Raw genomic sequence first — 17,818 nt, forward strand, 5'->3', positions numbered from 1 at the left:
TATCACGTCATACAATGGACCTCATAATAACGTTTATGGAGTTCAACGATGACCACTGCTTATGAGAATCTGGTGAGCCGATTCCAGCAGATGTATCACCTTTCCCATCTGGGAGCTATCGCTGGCTGGGACCAGGCCGCCATGATGCCTGTCGGCGGCAATCAGGCCCGTGGTGCAGCGCTGGCGGAATTGAACACCCTTCTGCATCAGCTGCTGACGGCACCTGAAGTGGCATCCTGGCTGCAGGAAGCACAGGCTCAGGAAACCAATCCAGACACCATCCGATCCATTGCAGAGATGGCGGTTGAATGGCAACAGGCCAGTGCCATTCCTGATGATCTGGTGAAAGCCAAAACCATTGCATCCACAAACTGTGAACATGCCTGGCGCAGCCAGCGGCCCGCAAATGACTGGCTGGGTTTTGCCAGAAATCTGAAAGAGGTGGTTAACCTCTCCCGCCAGGAAGCTGCTGTTCGGGCAGAAAAAAGCCATGTTTCCCCTTACAACGCCCTATTGGAGCTTTATGAACCCGGCGTCAATACCCGGGAGCTTGACCAGCTGTTTGGTGACCTGAAAACCTGGCTGCCAGGCTATATTCAGGATGCCCTGGATCGCCAGTCTTCGGTGAACATCATTCAGCCTGAAGGACCCTTCCCAATCGACAGGCAAAAGGCACTGGGACTGGAGGTGATGAAACTGCTCGGCTTTGATTTTGACCATGGCCGACTGGACGTAAGTACTCACCCATTTTGTGGTGGTGTCAGCGAAGATGTCCGGATGACTACCCGCTACAAAGAAGATAACTTTGTGGAAGCACTGATGGGCATCATCCATGAAACCGGCCATGCCCGCTACCAGCAAAATCTGCCAGAACAGAACCGTGAACTCCCCATTGCCTTCCCCCGTTCCATGGGAATCCATGAAGGACAGAGCCTGTTCTTTGAAATGCAACTGGGCCGCAGCAGCGAATTCCTGTCACTGATCCAGCCATTGATCGTCAAACACCTCTGCGCTGGCACGTCACAGCCCGCTATGGCACTGGATAATCTGGAAAAAATATACAAACGGGTTCGTCCGGGCTTTATCCGGGTTGATGCCGATGAGATCACCTACCCGGCCCATATTATTTTGCGCTATGAAATCGAGCGTGACCTGATTGAAGGGAACATCGAGGTGGATGATATCCCCGAACTCTGGCAGCAGAAAATGCAGGATTACCTGGGTCTGGATGTAGCCGGTGATCACAAGAATGGCTGCATGCAGGATATTCACTGGCCCATGGGGTCGTTCGGCTACTTCCCGAGCTACACCCTTGGAGCCATGGTCGCAGCCCAGCTGTTTGCCGCCCGGAAAAAAACCATGCCGGATATTGCAGAGCTGATTCAACAGGGCAACCTTTCACCCATTTTTGACTGGCTGAAACACAACATCTGGTCACAGGGACGAAAGTATTCCACGGCAGAACTGATGACCAGGGCGACCGGCGAGCCATTAACGGCCAGTTATTTCCAACAACACCTGAAAGAAAGGTATCTTGGCTGACAGGCCTTGATAAATAGCATTTTCATCAATAGCACGCACGGGTTAACTATGATGAAATCCACTGAATCTCTCCATTATTATCATCGAGGTTAACCTGATGCGGGGCATCAAAACGACACATGTCCGTCATATATTTCAGGGGCTGGCAGCACTGATCATTATCATAACGGGCATCAAACTGGGCAGCACACTGGTTATTCCCCTGCTGCTTTCTGCCCTGCTTGCCTTGCTGGCCAATCCTGTGGTTGATTTGCTGGCGCGGTTCAGGGTCCCCCGAATCGTCGGAATCCTGTTCACCTTAACAGCCTTTGTCATCTTCGCCCTGTTATTCCTGGGTAATGTTGCCAGCACGGTTCAGGAGTTTACTGCCGCACTGCCCGGGTATCGTGAACAGCTAACTGAGTCGTTTAACAGGACTCAGGCCTTCCTGGCACAGAAAAATATCCGTGTTGACCTGAAAACCTTTATGGACTCCTTTGACCCATCGGCGCTGGTCAGTCTGCTGACCAATATGCTTGGCAAACTCGGCAGTACCATGAGTTTTGCCCTGCTGATTTTAATCGCCACCATCTTCATGCTGCTGGAAGCTCCCCTGCTGCCGGGTAAGCTGCGCATAGCCCTGTCATCCCCGGACCATGAATTACAGAGCATGCGCCGCTTTCTCCACTCATTTAATCGTTATGTGGCCCTGAAAACGCTGATCAGTATGATCACTGGCCTGTTGGTTGGCACCATGCTCTGGGCGAAAGGGGTGAACTTTTATGTGCTCTGGGGGCTGGTCGCTTTTCTGTTTAACTTTATCCCTAATGTCGGTTCCATCGTGGCAGCTATTCCCGGTATTCTGCTGACACTGCTGCAGTTTGGCTATGGCGATGCCATGCTGGTTCTGGCAGGCTACCTGGCGATAAACGTGTTTATCGGTAATATCATTGAGCCTAACGTTATGGGACAAGGGCTGGGATTGTCGCCCCTGGTCGTCTTTCTGTCATTGATCTTCTGGGGCTGGTTGTTAGGGCCTGTAGGGATGATTCTCTCCGTCCCGCTGACCATGTTTATTAAAATCATGATGGAATCTTCCAGACAGTGGCGGAACATGGCTATTCTGTTAGGACCTGACGACAGTGCAGAGCAACACGAACAGAAGAACAGCTGATTAAAAGGGAGCCGGTGATGGTTGATAAACCTGACGTTGATCTGAAAAAGAATGCCCCGGATAAAAATCCATGGATCGACTGGGCAGAAAAGATCCGGGCCATTGCCCAGAATGGACTCACCTTCTCCAGAGGTGAGTTTGACCTTGAGCGATATCAGCAATTACAGGCTATTGCCCATGATATGACGGCACTGCTCACCGGAGCCCCCACGGCAAAAGTGAACGACTACTTTCTGCCGGATCATGGTTACGCCACCCCGAAGATTGACCTCCGTGGTGGCGTATTCCTCGATAATAAAATACTGCTGGTCAAAGAGCGCTCTGATGGATGCTGGGCTCTGCCCGGCGGCTGGGGCGATGTGTGTGAACCTCCCGCTTATGGGGTCGAGCGGGAAATTGTGGAAGAGTCCGGCTATACCGCCAGGGTATTAAAGCTGGTAGCTGTTCGGGATACCCAGCAACACCCCTACCGCCCAAGAAGCCCCTATCATATCTACAAATTGATTTTTCTCTGCGAATTGACCGGTGGAGCCCCAAAAGAGAATATTGAAATTTCTGATATCGGCTTTTTTGATATTGACGATCTGCCGGAGCTTTCCGGGGGAAGAACCTTGCCGGAAGATATCCAATTATTATTGGAACACAAAAATAAACGGGAATTGCCCACCGTTTTTGACTGAAACGATGGGCACAATCCGCAGAGAATATTAAGCCGTACCACCCACGGTAATTTCATCAATCTTCAACGTCGGCTGACCAACACCCACCGGAACAGACTGACCATCCTTACCACAGACCCCTACACCCGGGTCCAGTTCCAGGTCATTGCCGACCATGGACACCTTGTTCATCACATCAGGGCCATTACCAATCAGGGTTGCGCCCTTGACTGGCACGGTCTTTTTGCCATTTTCGATCAACCAGGCCTCACTGGTGGAGAACACAAACTTACCAGAGGTAATATCTACCTGACCACCACCCATGTTTTCCACATAGATGCCTTTTTTAACGGTACTGATAATCTCCTCAGGGTCATGCTTGCCAGCCAGCATATAGGTATTGGTCATCCTTGGCATGGGCAGGTGAGAATACGACTCACGACGTCCGTTACCGGTGGGTGCAACGCCCATTAAACGAGCGTTCAGCTTATCCTGCATATAGCCTTTGAGAATGCCATTTTCAATCAGGACGGTGCTTTCTGTGGGGACTCCCTCATCGTCCATATTCATGGAACCACGACGACCGCCCAGCGTACCGTCATCAACAATGGTACAGTGTGGAGAAGCTACCCGTTCGCCAATCCGGCCAGCATAGGCAGACGAACCCTTGCGGTTAAAGTCACCTTCCAGTCCATGACCAACCGCTTCGTGCAGCAGCACACCGGACCAGCCAGCGCTTAATACCACCGGCATGGAGCCTGCCGGAGCCGCCACTGCTTCAAGGTTGGTCATCGCCTGGCGCACGGCTTTGCGGGCATACTCAAGGCCAGTGTCGTTCAGCAGGAACTGAAGGTAGTCACCCCGACCGCCGCCACCGGCAGATCCACGCTCAATACGCCCTTCTTTTTCGGCAATAACACTGACATTCAAACGAACCAGCGGGCGAATATCCGCCGCCAGCGTGCCATCGGAGGCGGCTACCAGCACCACCTCATGGACACCGGCCAGACTCACTGTCACCTGCTTCACACTGGGGTCGGCCTTGCGGGCTTCCTGGTCCAGCTTTTTCAGCAGATCAACTTTATCTTCACTGGTTAAAGAATCCAGAGGGTTAGCGGTTCCGTAGAGCGACAGTGGCTGGCTGCGCTGCCATGCCTGAACCTGCTGCTGCTGACCGACCCGGGCAATACTTCGGGCGGCACCGGCAGCCTGTTCCAGTGCCGGGAGAATAATTTCATTGGAGTAGGCAAAACCGGTCTTCTCGCCACTCATGGCACGAACACCGACCCCGCTGTCGACATTGAAACTGCCTTCCTTAACGATGCCATCTTCCAGCACCCAGGACTCATGGCGCATGGATTGAAAATAGAGGTCAGCGGCATCCACATTGTGCCCCAGAATGTTATCCAGAATCCTGCTGAGTTCACTGTCGCCGATATTGGCTGGAGTCAGCAGTTGGTCGCGGGCTGTTGTAATAATATCGGTCATAGATTTTGTCACCACTTTTGTTACCGCTTTTGTCAGCAGCACGTTTTGTCAGCAGCGTGGCTTCACACTGGTTTATTCTTATTGCAAGCCTACTCCCTGAGAACGGGATAACTCAAGGGAAGTTTTAAATTTCCAGGAGGCTGAAATCCGAAAATAGCCTTTTGAGAAACTATATATCACCCAATTGCAGCAGTTGCTGTGGTTCAGACTCTTTTTCCCGATGGTAGTAGCGATAGAGACACACACCACCAAGACCGGCCACGGCAACCACGGCAGTAACGCCGACGGCAATACCGGCAATTGCGCCAGTGCTCAGGCCTGTTGCAATGGCAGGTGCAGCCGCAGCCATTGTTGATGACGTGGGCAGGGTTAAGGGCATGCCCGTAAATGTTGTCATCGGTGTTGTTATTGGGCATGTGCCATCGGGTAATGATGAACTCAGCTGGCAATCGGAGCTGACAAAATGCTGGTCAGCTGAGGCACAGAGTGTATCGGCGCTGATATTGGTATCACTGTAGGTCTGAAAATTAACCCGGGTGTTTACGTTGCTGATATCAGTCAATCTCGCATCGGATTTATCTGCAAACCCGCCGGCAGCGACACCGGCAGCGACACCGGCACTGCTATTTCCACCAACCGCAATCACCTCGCTGTTTACGGCGGTTATGGCATTGAGTTCACCATAGCGCCCAACTTTACCGGCACCGACTCCGGCATTGGCACCATTGCCCATGGTGAATACCCGGCAGTTCAGTGCAGTGATAGTGTTTGCTTTCCCGGCATGGCTTATGTATCCGGCACCAACTCCGGCATTGGCACCGTCGCTCATGGTTCTTACGGTACTGTTAATCGCCGTCAGGTCCCGGACTTCACCCCGAGGATCAATCTGGCCACCGCCAATGCCCGCGAAAGCGTCAGAGCCAGAGACTTCCACGTTGTTACATACCGACGTGAGATGGCTGAGTTTGCCATTAATAAGCCCACCTCCGATCCCCCCATGGGCTTTGTAACCTTGGGTACTTATCCGGCTATTTTGTACCGTAACGTCATCAACCTGCCCCCGGATCTCACCCGCGACCATACCGGCAAGCTGGTCTCTCCCCCTTGTTTCAACGGTGCAGTTGTGTACTTCAATATTTTCAATGCGGCTTTCCCTGCTGAGTTGTTGTGCCGTAATAATACCCCCCTCTGCCGGGGAATCACCGTGAATGGTTACGCTGGCGTTGACAACCTTGATATTCCCGATCCGGCTGGTGCCGTCCATGGTGCAGGCGACCACCGCTGCGGCTTCGTTTTCTGCCGATACCCGGGCATTAACCACTTGCAGATTGTTAACGCTGCCCCGAAGGTCCGGGAATAAACACATTGTTTGCTGATCAATGATACGCTTCTGTCCATCATAATGGCCGGAAAAAACGACAGTTTTATCATTATTCAGTTCAGAACCCTCCAGATCACCGGTCTGGATGTAGTGGGCATCGGGTGGATAATCAGCATCCAGGCCGATTTTATTGAACGTTTTGCTGTCGTTTATCGGAATAGGGTTCCAGACAGACCCACGTTTCGCAATTAATGGCGTTGTTGAGCAATTCCAGGGGTTATCCATAACAGGACCCGGATGCTCCTGACAGTCACTGGTGACTAAACGCGGGTCGGCAGTGCGGCATAAACCCGGCATCGTCAGATTCCCAACATTGACCAATTTACTATTAACCCGGCTGTTGAGTGACCGGACATCCTCAATCACAGCGCCTCTACCAAAACCACCGTGAGCGATGCCAGCATTATCGCCAGTATCCGTGGTGACTGTGCACTCCACTGCACGGGTATTGATCACCTTGCCGGTGTTGAAGCCTGCACCAATGGCAGCACCATCATTTCCACCCCTGCCACGGGCTGAGACCGTGCAGTTAACTGCGGTAGTTCCTTTGACCCGGTCATGCACATACCCGCCGCCAATGCCGGCAGAGGCGAAATTTCCTTCGGTTCTCACGTGGCTTTCCAGGGCAACCAGGTCATTGATGGAACCCTTACGAAGTGTGCCTCCGCCAAACGGCCCGGGCCGGAAGTGGCCAACCTGCCCACCACCAATACCGGCATAAGCCAGGCTGCCATTGGTAGTGACCTCGCTCTTCACCACCGTTATGTTATTAATATTCCCGGTTACCATTCCTCCGCCAATACCGGCATCTGCACCATATTGGTCGGTGGTGACATTAGTCCCCGACACCGTCAGATGTTGTATAACACCATCGACCTCACCCCCGCCAATCCCCGCATGCGCATGGCTGCCCCGGGTTTCCACCTGGCTGTCCGAAACCGTCAGCTGCTCAATCTGTCCTTCCATTGCGCCAGCGCCGATACCGGCATCTGAGTGTGAACCTGAGGTTGTGACCAGAGCCTCCTCCACGTTCAGGCGATGCATCTTACCCTCAGTTATACCTGCGCCAATTCCTGCTGCGGAATAGTCCCCTGAGGTGGAGACCGAACTGTTTTTCACCTCGGCCCTCTCGACCACGCTATCTTTTTGCTGGAGTCCGGTAATGACACCGGTACACGCTAGGTCAAACCGTTCAGATTCTCTATTATTGATGATGCGGCTATCCTCGATCCGGACATCGCGTATCGTTGATTTTCCCTCCATTTCACAGGCCAGTGCCGCTGAAAACTTATCCGTATTATTGATATTGGCATTGGCCACGCGCAGGTCGCGGACCTCGGAATAACGCCCTAGTTTGTGGAATAGGCAGCGACGGGAATCACTGATGGTATAACAGTCACCGTTATAATGGCCGGTGAACGGATGGTCATCATTCCCCACTGACACGCTGCTGTTATGGCTGAAGGTTTTTGTCTGGCGGTAGTAAGCGTCAGGGGGGAAGCCATCCTGACCAATTTTGCCCAGGGTTTCGCTATCACCCACCGGTATCGGGTTGTCCGGTGAGCCCGGTGTTCCAGCAGAGGGGACAGCAGCCGCACCGGAGAGCCTGTCCAGAGCGACCATTGCCAGGGTCGCAGCAGCGGCACCGGACATGCTGCTTCCGCAACGGTTGACCGGTCTGTTCTGTTTTCGTCCTGATGCTTCAGATATGGTATGGCACCCACCGTCGTAATGGCCCTGAAATGGCCTGCTGTCACTGCCAACCGGAACACTGGTGTTATGGCTGAAGCTTCGAGTCTGCTGATAGTGAGCATCCATGGGATAGCTATCGTTACGGCCGATTTTGCCCAGTGTTGCGCTATCCTCAACGGGTATCGGGTTGTTCCAGGCCCCGGGCCTGCCTTCTGCTGGCAGGGCCGCAGCATCCGCCAGCTGGTCCATCGCCATCAGGGTGGCGGATGCCATGGCCGGACCTGATACACGTTTTGCTGTGCCCAAAGCGGTTACCGGCTTGTCTGGCTTTTCATCTTCCTGTTTTTTATCAGTGACCTTTTGCGAATGGTGTTTTGACACATTTTCTGAACCGCTGGCTTGCTCCTTACCTGACTTTCCAGACTTTCCCGACACGGCCATATTATCAAGGCTATTCGCCAGAGAAACGTAAGAACAGATTGTTCCTATCGCATCGGTCACTGCACTCACATTGGGTACCCAGCAGGAAAGTGCCTTGCTGGCCAGCCCAACCCCCTGAACGAAATTATCCGCCAGGCTTGTTTTGTCGTTTTTATTGTCAGCAGGCAGCGTACTGACAACCGGTGCAGTTGGCTGGCTGGTTTGTCGTTGATGCTCAGGAATATAATTGGGAGAGAGAGAGCTGAAGAAGGAGGTAATACCTGACTGGACAGCAACTGCAAACTTTCCTAATGTACCAGTGGGATTGGTTTTTGCTGGTTCGTCAAGGTAGGGATTACTGGTTACATCTGTCAGTGGTGCATGAGTTGAAGAAAATGGCTGCACAATTTACTCCATAGATGTTGTCTCGGTTATACATTGAGAGTGCCATTGTCGTATGAGTAAAAAACAAAGGCATACGGCTGGTTCAGGCAAGCGTTGATATCCATACCGTTCATCCTGAGCGGAGTCGAAGTGCGGTGCTCCCATCCTTCGACTCCACTCAGGATGAACGGGGTGTGCGTGTATTAGCGCTTTCCTGCACTAGGAGGCTAGATGGCTTTTTGTCGTTATTTCAGCTTTGGTAAGATTGCTTTGGACTATATAAAGCCGTCATCAATTCCTTTTGCCGTGAAAAATATATTTGTTTTTTTCGATTGTTATCACTTTGCGCGTCGGCTTTTTCAACTTTGAACTCTGCTATTTCCACGCCTTGCGTGAGAACGGGGCAAATAAAGCAACACGACACGTACACTGCGAAATTTACATTTATCTAACGCAAATACTATAAACTCAAAAGTTGACTTCTGAGTTATAAGCCTCCCGAAAACAACTTCAGGAAATAGTTTTCCTCCTACCTAACCCGGATATTTCATAAACTGCCCCGAATCTCGCGCGGGACTTTGTCGCTCTGAGGGATTTTGTGAGGGAGCGCCGTACCGGGGAGTCCGGTCGACTGAGCAAAACTCCCTCAGAGCGGCAAAGGACAAGCGAGAGCGGCAGCACGTTTATGAAATATCCGGGCTGATATGTTTTGACCTGTCAACCCCTGGCTCCCAAATTAATTTCAGGCACGTTGGTTCAAGGCATAGCCAGCAGATTGCGACGGTGGATCATGCTGATATACGTGGATTGGTTACCACCGGACTTCACTGCGTCGCGGAGCTGGCCTTTGTCTAAGATCAGGGATCATCAGCCGAGGAATGCCCGTTAGGGATTATCCCGTTGGCTGGTACCTGTATAGCCCGGTCAAGGGTTCTCCACACCGGCCAGCTATGCCCTGAATCAACGTGTCTGAACAACCTCCTGATTAACCGCTTTTATCCTGAATACCCGTAAATTCGCTCAAGCCACCTTAGACATCTCTTGTCGTACAACATCCCAGATAAACCCAACCAGTTCCCGGGCAATGGCAACACAGACAAATTTGGTATTCTTGCCCGCCTGTGTCAGTGTACGGTATCGACCACACAGTCGCTTCTGTGCCTTCCATGCAATAGCTTTCGCTTCTTCGGATGCATTGACCGCCTTTCGTTTCAAATGCATTGTCTGCCTTGCTGGGAAACGATAGCTCCAGGCACACTCAACCAGCATTCGTCGCGCATGGCTGTTGCCTGTCAGGGTAATGCCACCTTGTCGTCTTTTGTCGCCACTGGTGTGTTCATCCCCGAGAAAGGCCATTAACTGACGGGGAGAGTCAAAGCGACTGATATCACCCAGCCCTGCCAGCAAAACTGTAGCAGCAATTTTGTCGATTCCCCTGAGCGCCACCAGAGAATCAACGACAGGTGACAGATTCCAGTCCTGCAATGCTTTCATGATCTGGTCAGTCATGCCTGCAACCCGCTTGGTCGCTGCTTTGACGGCATCGACATATTCCTGCAAGACAATCTGCTGCCAGCTCTGGTCGAAGCTCATGGACTCAAGCCAGTTGAAGTGGCTTTGTGTCCAGCGAGTTTTCCCTTTTGGCCAACTGTGTCCATGGCGAAGGACAAAGGCGTTGAGCTGTTGTCGGGCCTTGCGCTCCTGACCTTTCATGTCATCCCGTGCACGGGTGAGGTCCCGCATGGCTTCCTGAGCCTTATCAGGCACCCATACTGCTGTTCGCCGATCCCGGCGCTATGATACTCTGGCACAGGCACCCAACACCGTTGACACTACAATCTCAACTTTTTCTTCCAGCGCTTTGCCTTCAGGCACCGGTTCTTCCTTAACCACCTGGGGCCAGAATAGCATGCCCTGGAACAGACTGAGGTAGATATTGGTCATCACGCCAAGATCCGTTTTGTTCAAGATTATTTCACACCATGCGGGCAGCATAACCTGCATAAATGGGCTCAATCAGTTATTGGCCTGCTGGCTTAAGTGTTCCAGAGGTACTTCGGGTTCCGCTTGTTGCTGTGCCTCACCCTGACGATGACGGTATTGGTAGAAAAGGTATAGACCAATGCCTGCAAGGAGCGTGAAAGCTGTACCCAGGCTGACGACAACCTCGGTACTGAGGACTCCAGCCGACGTGATGGGCAGTGCCGTTGCCGGGGGCATGCCGGAGAATGTCATTGATGCTTCCGCCGAGGTAGCCAGAGTTGTCGTGTTGCTTGTCGCGTTGCTGGGTGGTTCCGAGGTAGCCATAGTTGTCGTGGTGCTTGTCGCGTTGCTGGGTGGTTCCGAGGTAGCCATAGTTGTCGTGGTGCTTGTCGCGTTGCTGGGTGGTGTCGAGATAGTCTGATTTGAGCCGCCCAGTGTCATGTTGTCCGAGGTAGTGTTATTAAAATCGGACTCAGCCGCAGCTCCTGCCAGCCGGTCCATCGCCATCAGGGTAACAGTTGCTATGGCCGGACCGGACACACTGTTTGTTGTGCCAAAAGCAGTTACCGGCTTGCCCGGCTTTTCATCTTTCCGGTTGTTATCAGTCATCTTTTGCGAATGGCTTGTTGACACATTTTCCGCACCGCTGGTAGATCCTTTATCCGACTTGCCAGACATGGCCATATTGTCCAGGCTATGAGCCAGGTAAAAGGAAGAACAGAGTGTTCCTACCGCATCGCTCACTGCACTGACATTGGGTGCCCAGCAGGAAAGTGCCTTGCTGGCCAACCCGCCCGCTTGTAAGACATTCGCCACTAAACTTGTTTTGTCGTTTCTATTTTCAGCAGGCAGCGTATTGGCAACCGGAGCAGATGGCTGGTTGATGTGTCGTTGATGCTCAGGAGTATAATTGGGAGAGAGAGCTGAAGAAGGCGGTAACACCTGACTGGACAGCAACTGAAAACCTTCCTAATGTACCTGTGGGTTTGGTTTTTGCTGGTTCGTCAAGGTAGGGATTACTGGTTACATCTGTCAGTGGTACATGAGTTGAAGAAAATGGTTGCACAATTTGCTCCATAAATGTTGTCTCGGTTAGACATTGAGAGTGCCATTGTCGTATGAGTAAAAAACAAAGGCACACGGCTTGGAGGGTAGATGGTTTTTTTTTCGTTATTTCAGTTTTGGTAAGACTGTTTTGGACTACATAAAGCCGTCATCAATTCCTTTTGCCGTGAAAAATATATTTGTTTTTTTCGATTTTTATCACTTTGCGCGTCGGCTTTTTCAACTTTGAACTCTGCTATTTCCACGCCTTGCGTGAGAACGGGGCAAATAAAGCAACGGCACCCGGTATCCTGACGGCGGATGCATTCAGTTATATCCGCAGCAAAATCGAAGCGATTGAACTGCCTCCCGGCTACGAGCTGACCTGGTATGGTGAATACAAAGCCTCAAGGGACGCCAATGAAGGGCTGGTCATTTCTGCGCCTTATGGTTTTGCCGCCATGATCCTGTCGGTCATCTTTATGTTCAACGCCCTGCGCCAGCCCCTGGTCATCTGGCTGACCGCACCACTGGCACTGGTGGGCGTCACTATCGGGCTGGTGATCTTTCAGACACCTTTCGAATTTATGGCGATACTGGGCTTTTTAAGCCTGATCGGCATGATGGTAAAGAATGCGATTGTTCTGGTGGACCAGGCGGATGTGGAAATCAAATGTGGGAAACCGGCATATCATGCCATTATTGATGCCGCCCTCAGCCGTGCCCGTCCGGTGTTGCTGGGTGCCCTGACCACCATACTGGGCGTGGCTCCGCTATTGGTTGACCCGTTCTTCAAAAGCATGGCAGTGACCATTATGTTTGGTCTGCTGTTTGCCACCATTCTGACCCTGGTGGTTATTCCACTGTTTTATGCCACCTTCTTCAAAGTGACTGTGGAAACGGCATAAAAGCGGATAAGAATATTCGCTCCTGCCGGGAGCGAATATTTTTTCCACCATTGGCCTCATAAAAGATGGCGAGGGTGTTCCGGTAGCTCAGCCAAAAGCCGGAAGAACTTGGAAAAAATGGGCTATACCGTTAAAGTCATGGCCCTGAATTCAGGTTTACTGGCAATCCATTCAAGGAATAAACAAACCGGTTGGCACTTTTGCCCTCCCGGAAAGGTTTTTCATAGGTAATTAACAGATTAAAGGCAGCTCACCGATCTTTTAGCTCTTTTCCCGTCCGTCCCCGTCTCTATTTTTAAACTGATGTCAACCCGGTACCGGTTCTGTTGGCTGAGGATTCACTGATGAACAACACCCAAATCAACTATGCCGTTCAGGACGCCATTGAGTGGTCACTGATGCACGGCATGGCGGTAAAAACCGCCAAAGATTCTGCACGACACTGTACCTTCAGCTTTGCTCCCACCCTGATCGGGCGTGAACGCTTTGAATTGTTGAAATCCATTGTGCCATTGATGGGCAAGCTGATTCACGGTGTTTCAGAAGACCATGGTTTTCTTATGGATGCCATTGAGCCGCTGTGCAGTGGTGATGTCTTTTTTGCCAGCCTGCTGGAGCTGCACCAGAACATCCACAGCAGCACAAAGCCTGCCAGACGGCTGCCCATGCTGCTGATGCGCACAGACTTTATGGACGATGCTGAGTCTGGCCCGAAACTGATCGAATTTAATGGCATTGCTGCCGGTATGGGGCCTTTTGGTCAACGGGCCCATGAGCTGCACCATTATCTGCAGTATCAGTGGCCAGCGGCCTTTCAATCCTGGTCCGAGGCAGATGACCTTCAAATGATTCCAAACCATGGCATAGAACATCTGGCCAGGGGTATTGCCGGCGCTGCGACGATGGTACGTTCCCAATCCGGTGAACAGGGCCAGCCGTTGTTCCTGATGGTTGTTCAGCCCGATGAAAGCAATGTCTATGACCAGCACCTGCTGGAAGAAGCCATCCAGAAAGAGGGGGTCAAAACCGTCCGTCGTACCTTCCGCCAGCTATACGACCAGCTCACTTCCGGAGACAATAGTCGTCTGCTGCTGGAAGGGCTTGGCGGTATCGATGCCATCTACCTGCGGGCCGGTTATCAACACTGCGACTATGTTGCCCATGATCTGGATGGTGTCCGCTGTTGCTCCGAGCTGGGCAAGGTCAGAATCCTTATTGAACAGCACCGGGTGGCAGTGAACGCCACCATCAGCCAGCAACTGGCCACCAGTAAGCGGGTACAAATGCTGCTTTGTGATATGAACGAAGAACAGCTGACCCGGTTTGGCCTGACACTGGCAGAGGCCCAACGGGTAAAGCCGTTCCTGGGAGAGATGCGACCAGTGGATGATCAGTCAGCCCATTGGTTTGCCGGGCAGAAAACCAACGATTGGGTGCTTAAGAACCAGGGAGAAGGCGGCGGCCACTGTGTTTTTGACCATCATATCCTGCCTCGCCTGAGCAGCCTCAGGTCTGAAGAGTATTCGGCCTGGTCACTGATGCGTCGTCTGCATCCACGACACCGTTCTCATGAAGCACTGGTGGTTCGAAATGGTGAAGCACAACCGGTAGATAACCTGATCAGTGAGATCGGCATGTTCACCCTGCACCTGGACGGCCACTCCCTGACCAGTGATATGGGGTACGCCGGTTACCTGGTACGCAGCAAACCTGCAACAGCCTCTGAAGGTGGGGTCCATAGCGGTCAGGGGGCGGTGGACTCACTGGCATGCACCCGCACCCCTGGCAACTCCTGTGTTTCTGACGCCCTAGTGCGCTGAAGATTGGCGCTTTAGTTGGTGATCGTCGTCTTTTCTCAAGGTACAAATCTTCATGCTCATCACGGTCGTTAAAAAACACGACAGGTATCGCAAACTGTAGGCCTTTTTTGAGTTTTTAGCGCTTGGTTATTGGATCTTTTTGGCGTTTCCCCGGTCTGAGTAAGCAACCCAGAAAACGTAAGTGAAAAAGTCTCTTACATGGACAGCGTTCCTTCCAGTCCGGCAGAAGCCATATCCACTGAGAATGCAATCTGCCCGATATGCCACGATGATCTCTACCGACCTGAAGACCCGGAATTTGCGGGCAGGCACGTCACCATAGCCAGGCCTTGCGGACATAAATTCCACCTTAACTGCCTTACCCCCTGGACCGATGGTCACCTGACGTGCCCCGTGGGGCGCAGAGTCATTGAGAATGTAGAGGTAGAAATCCTCACCCTGCCCCCGGACTGGCGGCAACAGATGATCACGGCAGCAAAGGAGGGCGATATCAGGACCATCCGTGCCCTGCTGAACCGGGGGGCGGACGTGTGTGCAGGCCAGCCAGGTGAGCCTTCCCCCCTGGCCTGGGCCGCTACCAACAAGCATCTTGAGGTTGCCCTGCTGCTGGCCAGCAGGGGAGGACCCGACCCGATCGGTCTGTGCAAGCTGGGGGATCTGTTCCAGGATGGTGGCGAGGACATTGAGGTGGATCTGCATGAAACGGAGCGCTGGTATATGAAGGCGGCCATGCTGGGGAATGATTTAGCCATGAACAACCTGGGCCTCCTTTATAACAATGGTGGCGAGGGCTTTCCGGCAGATCTGCACAAGGCAAAATACTGGCTGCAAAAGGCGGCTGATCTGGATAACACTGTTGCCATGTACAACCTGGGCGAACTCTATGAGCAAGGTGGAGCGGACTTTCCGGTAGATCTCCGTGAGGCAGAACGATGGTACATTAAAGCGGCCAGGCTGGATGATGCCATATCCATGTACAACCTGGGCTACCTTAATGAGCATGGTGGCAAGGACTTTTCGGTCAATCTGCACGAAGCTGAGCTCTGGTACTTAAAGGCGATTGAGCATGGGCATACTGGTGCCATGAACAACCTGGGCTTCCTGTATTTGGAAGGTGGCGAGGGCTTGCCAGCGAATCCGGAGCAAGGGAAGTTCCTGTTGTTCAAGGCGGCCAGGCTGGATGACGAGTCAGCCATGTACAACCTGGGCTTACTGTATCAGCATGGTGGCGTGGGCTTTGAGGTAGATCTGCATGAAGCAGAGCGATGGTACCTAAATGCGGCTGAGCTGGGGGATGTTATGGCCATGAACAACCTGGGCTACCTGTATGAGCATGGCAGCAAGGACTTTGCGGTAGATCTGTGCAAAGCGGAACACTGGTACCTGGAAGCGGTTCGGCTGGAGTATTCTGTGGCCATGAACAACCTGGGCCTCCTGTATTTGTCCGGTGGCGAGGGCTTGCCAGCGAATCCGGAGCAAGGGAAACACTTGTTGTTCAAGGCGGTCGGGCTGGGAAACGTTTCAGCCATGAACAACCTGGGCTCCCTTTACAGGGAAGGTGGCGAGGGCTTTGAGGTAGATCTGCCCCGGGCGAGAGCCTTGTTTCTCAAGGCGGCTGGGCTGGGAGATGCCTCGGCCATGAGAAACCTGAAAAAACTCCCTGAACCGCAACCAGCTAAAAAACGCGGGTTTGATGAAGCCTTTCCTGAATGAATCTGTATCTATAAACCTCCTGCATCGATAAAATTGTGTACTTTATAACTGTATAACCGCTTTTTTTCGGATATTTTGACCTGTTCTGGAATTCATGAAATCTATAAAGCTGTTTTTTGATATTTTCAGAACCTGGTGCGGGATATTTTTGAGATCAACACAGTCAGAGTAACAATCCCAAAAACGTAAGGGCGTTACCTGGCATGAACAGCGTTCCCTCCAGTGCACCCGTTGTTGTACCCACCGAGCCCCCAATCTGCCCGATCTGCCATGATGGCCTCTACTCATCCAAAAAGCGGAAGTTTGTGGGCAGAAGCGTCGCTATTGCCAAGCCCTGCGGGCATAAGTTTCACTTTAAGTGCCTTTCCCGCTGGACAAAAGACCATCTGACCTGCCCTTACGGGCGGGAAGTCATTAAACATATGGTGGTGGTGAAAAACCTGCCCCTGCCCCGGGGCTGGAAGAAGCAGATGGTCAACGCGGCAAAGGAGGGTGATATCAAGATCATCCAGGCCCTTCTGCAACGGGGGGCGAAGGTGGATGCGGGCCAAACTGCGGGTAAAACTCCCCTGGCCCTGGCCGTTGCCAATAAGCAACTTGATGCTGCCCTGCTGCTGGCCGGAAGGGGAGGATCCGACCCGATCAGTCTGAGAAACCTGGGGGGGCTGTTCCAGAATGGTGGCGAAGGCATTCCGGTAGATCTGCACAAAGCGGAGCACTGGTATCTCAAGGCGGCTGAGTTAGGGGATATTTCAGCCATGAGCAGTCTGGGCTACCTGTATGTGTATGGTGGCAAGAGCTTTCCGATAGATCTGCACAAAGCGGAGCGTTGGAACCTTAAGGCGGCTGAGCTGGGGGATATTAAAGCCATGTGCGGCCTGGGCGTCGTCTATGCAGATGGTGGCGAGGGCTTTCCAGCCGATCTGCACAAAGCCGAGAGCTGGTACCTGAAGGCGGCTGAGCTGGGGAATGTTGTAGCCATGAATAATCTGGGCCACCTGTATCATTATGGTGGTGAGGACTTCGCGGTAGATCTGCGCAAAGCGGAGCACTGGTACCGTGAGGCGGCTGGACTGGGGGATGCTTGCGCCATGGGCAACCTGGGCAGGGTGTACCTGGAGGGAGGAGAGGGCTTACCGGCAGATCCGGATGAGGGAAGGTTCCTGTTGTTCAAAGCGGCTGGGCTGGGGGATATTGGAGCCACAGTCAAACTTGGCAACCTGTACCAGGAAGGTGTCAAGGGCTTTCCGGAAGATCTGCACCAGGCGAAATCCTGGTGGCTCATGGCGGTTGAGCTGGGATATGCTGAAGCCATGCTTGACGTGGGTTCCCTGTATCTGAATGGTGGCGAGAACTTTCCGGTAGATCTGCACCAGGCGAAAATCTGGTTGCTCAAGGCGGCTGACCTGGGTAACGCTGAGGCCATGTTCCACCTGAGTCATCTGTATGAGCATGGTGGGGCGGACTTCCCGGCAGATCTGGACCAGGCGAAGGCCTGGTTGCTCAAGGCGGCTGAGTTGGGGAATGACCTGGCCATCAAAAAACTGGAAAAAGCTTCTAAACCGCAACCAGCTAAAAAACGCGGGTTTGATGAAGCCTTTCCTGATGAACCCGACCACATCCGTACAGAG

General features: G+C 52.6%; 10 protein-coding genes and 2 pseudogenes. 7 read left to right on the forward strand and 5 right to left on the reverse strand.

Annotated elements, in window-relative coordinates:
• Positions 1-48 precede the first annotated feature (48 nt).
• The 3 genes from J7439_RS15005 (at position 49) to J7439_RS15015 (ending at position 3,375) form a co-directional block, all read left to right on the forward strand.
• Entirely contained in the window at positions 49-1,542 is a 1,494-nt protein-coding gene (locus tag J7439_RS15005) for a carboxypeptidase M32 (protein ID WP_209202796.1), read from the forward strand.
• A gap of 97 nt (positions 1,543-1,639) precedes the next feature.
• Positions 1,640-2,695, forward strand: a complete 1,056-nt coding sequence (locus J7439_RS15010; RefSeq protein WP_209202797.1) for an AI-2E family transporter — start codon at positions 1,640-1,642, stop codon at positions 2,693-2,695.
• A gap of 17 nt (positions 2,696-2,712) precedes the next feature.
• Positions 2,713-3,375, forward strand: coding sequence for an NUDIX hydrolase (locus tag J7439_RS15015; protein ID WP_209202798.1), 663 nt, complete (start codon positions 2,713-2,715; stop codon positions 3,373-3,375).
• A 27-nt stretch (positions 3,376-3,402) separates the two neighbouring features.
• On the opposite strand, the gene tldD is transcribed toward J7439_RS15015, so the two are convergent.
• The 5 genes and pseudogenes from tldD to J7439_RS15040 all read right to left on the reverse strand — a co-directional run bounded on the left by tldD (position 3,403) and on the right by J7439_RS15040 (position 11,659).
• Positions 3,403-4,842: a metalloprotease TldD gene (gene tldD / locus J7439_RS15020; RefSeq protein WP_209202799.1), complete on the reverse strand. Its 1,440-nt coding sequence runs from the start codon at positions 4,840-4,842 to the stop codon at positions 3,403-3,405.
• Positions 4,843-5,011: 169 nt separating this feature from the next.
• Positions 5,012-8,740 (reverse strand): M26 family metallopeptidase, encoded by a 3,729-nt coding sequence (locus tag J7439_RS15025; RefSeq protein ID WP_209202800.1) that lies wholly within the window; start codon positions 8,738-8,740, stop codon positions 5,012-5,014.
• Positions 8,741-9,739: 999 nt separating this feature from the next.
• Positions 9,740-10,501 (reverse strand): annotated as a pseudogene (locus J7439_RS15030) (IS110 family RNA-guided transposase); the annotation flags it as partial.
• Positions 10,502-10,513: 12 nt separating this feature from the next.
• A complete protein-coding gene (locus tag J7439_RS15035) occupies positions 10,514-10,687 on the reverse strand; it encodes a hypothetical protein (protein ID WP_209202802.1) in 174 nt (57 codons plus the stop codon).
• Between the two features lie 48 nt (positions 10,688-10,735).
• Positions 10,736-11,659: a hypothetical protein gene (locus J7439_RS15040; protein WP_209202803.1), complete on the reverse strand. Its 924-nt coding sequence runs from the start codon at positions 11,657-11,659 to the stop codon at positions 10,736-10,738.
• Positions 11,660-12,045: 386 nt separating this feature from the next.
• On the opposite strand from J7439_RS15040, the pseudogene J7439_RS15045 reads away from it, so the two are divergent.
• The 4 genes and pseudogenes from J7439_RS15045 to J7439_RS15060 form a co-directional block, all read left to right on the forward strand.
• Positions 12,046-12,654, forward strand: a pseudogene (locus tag J7439_RS15045) (efflux RND transporter permease subunit); the annotation flags it as partial.
• A 344-nt stretch (positions 12,655-12,998) separates the two neighbouring features.
• A complete protein-coding gene (locus J7439_RS15050) occupies positions 12,999-14,474 on the forward strand; it encodes a glutathione synthase (RefSeq protein WP_209202804.1) in 1,476 nt (491 codons plus the stop codon).
• Between the two features lie 198 nt (positions 14,475-14,672).
• Positions 14,673-16,187, forward strand: a complete 1,515-nt coding sequence (locus tag J7439_RS15055) for an RING finger domain-containing protein (RefSeq protein WP_209202805.1) — start codon at positions 14,673-14,675, stop codon at positions 16,185-16,187.
• Positions 16,188-16,390: 203 nt separating this feature from the next.
• On the forward strand, positions 16,391-17,818 hold a 1,428-nt coding region (locus J7439_RS15060; RefSeq protein ID WP_209202806.1), incomplete at its 3' end, for an RING finger domain-containing protein.

This window comes from Salinisphaera sp. G21_0, assembly GCF_017744115.1.
Taxonomy (GTDB): domain Bacteria; phylum Pseudomonadota; class Gammaproteobacteria; order Pseudomonadales; family Endozoicomonadaceae; genus Endozoicomonas.

Coding starts and splice junctions, on each gene's coding strand:
- J7439_RS15005 (WP_209202796.1), top strand. CDS start 49: ATGACCACTGCTTATGAGAATCTGGTGAGCCGATTCCAGCAGATGTAT.
- J7439_RS15010 (WP_209202797.1), top strand. CDS start 1,640: ATGCGGGGCATCAAAACGACACATGTCCGTCATATATTTCAGGGGCTG.
- J7439_RS15015 (WP_209202798.1), top strand. CDS start 2,713: ATGGTTGATAAACCTGACGTTGATCTGAAAAAGAATGCCCCGGATAAA.
- tldD (WP_209202799.1), bottom strand. CDS start 4,842: ATGACCGATATTATTACAACAGCCCGCGACCAACTGCTGACTCCAGCC.
- J7439_RS15050 (WP_209202804.1), top strand. CDS start 12,999: ATGAACAACACCCAAATCAACTATGCCGTTCAGGACGCCATTGAGTGG.
- J7439_RS15055 (WP_209202805.1), top strand. CDS start 14,673: ATGGACAGCGTTCCTTCCAGTCCGGCAGAAGCCATATCCACTGAGAAT.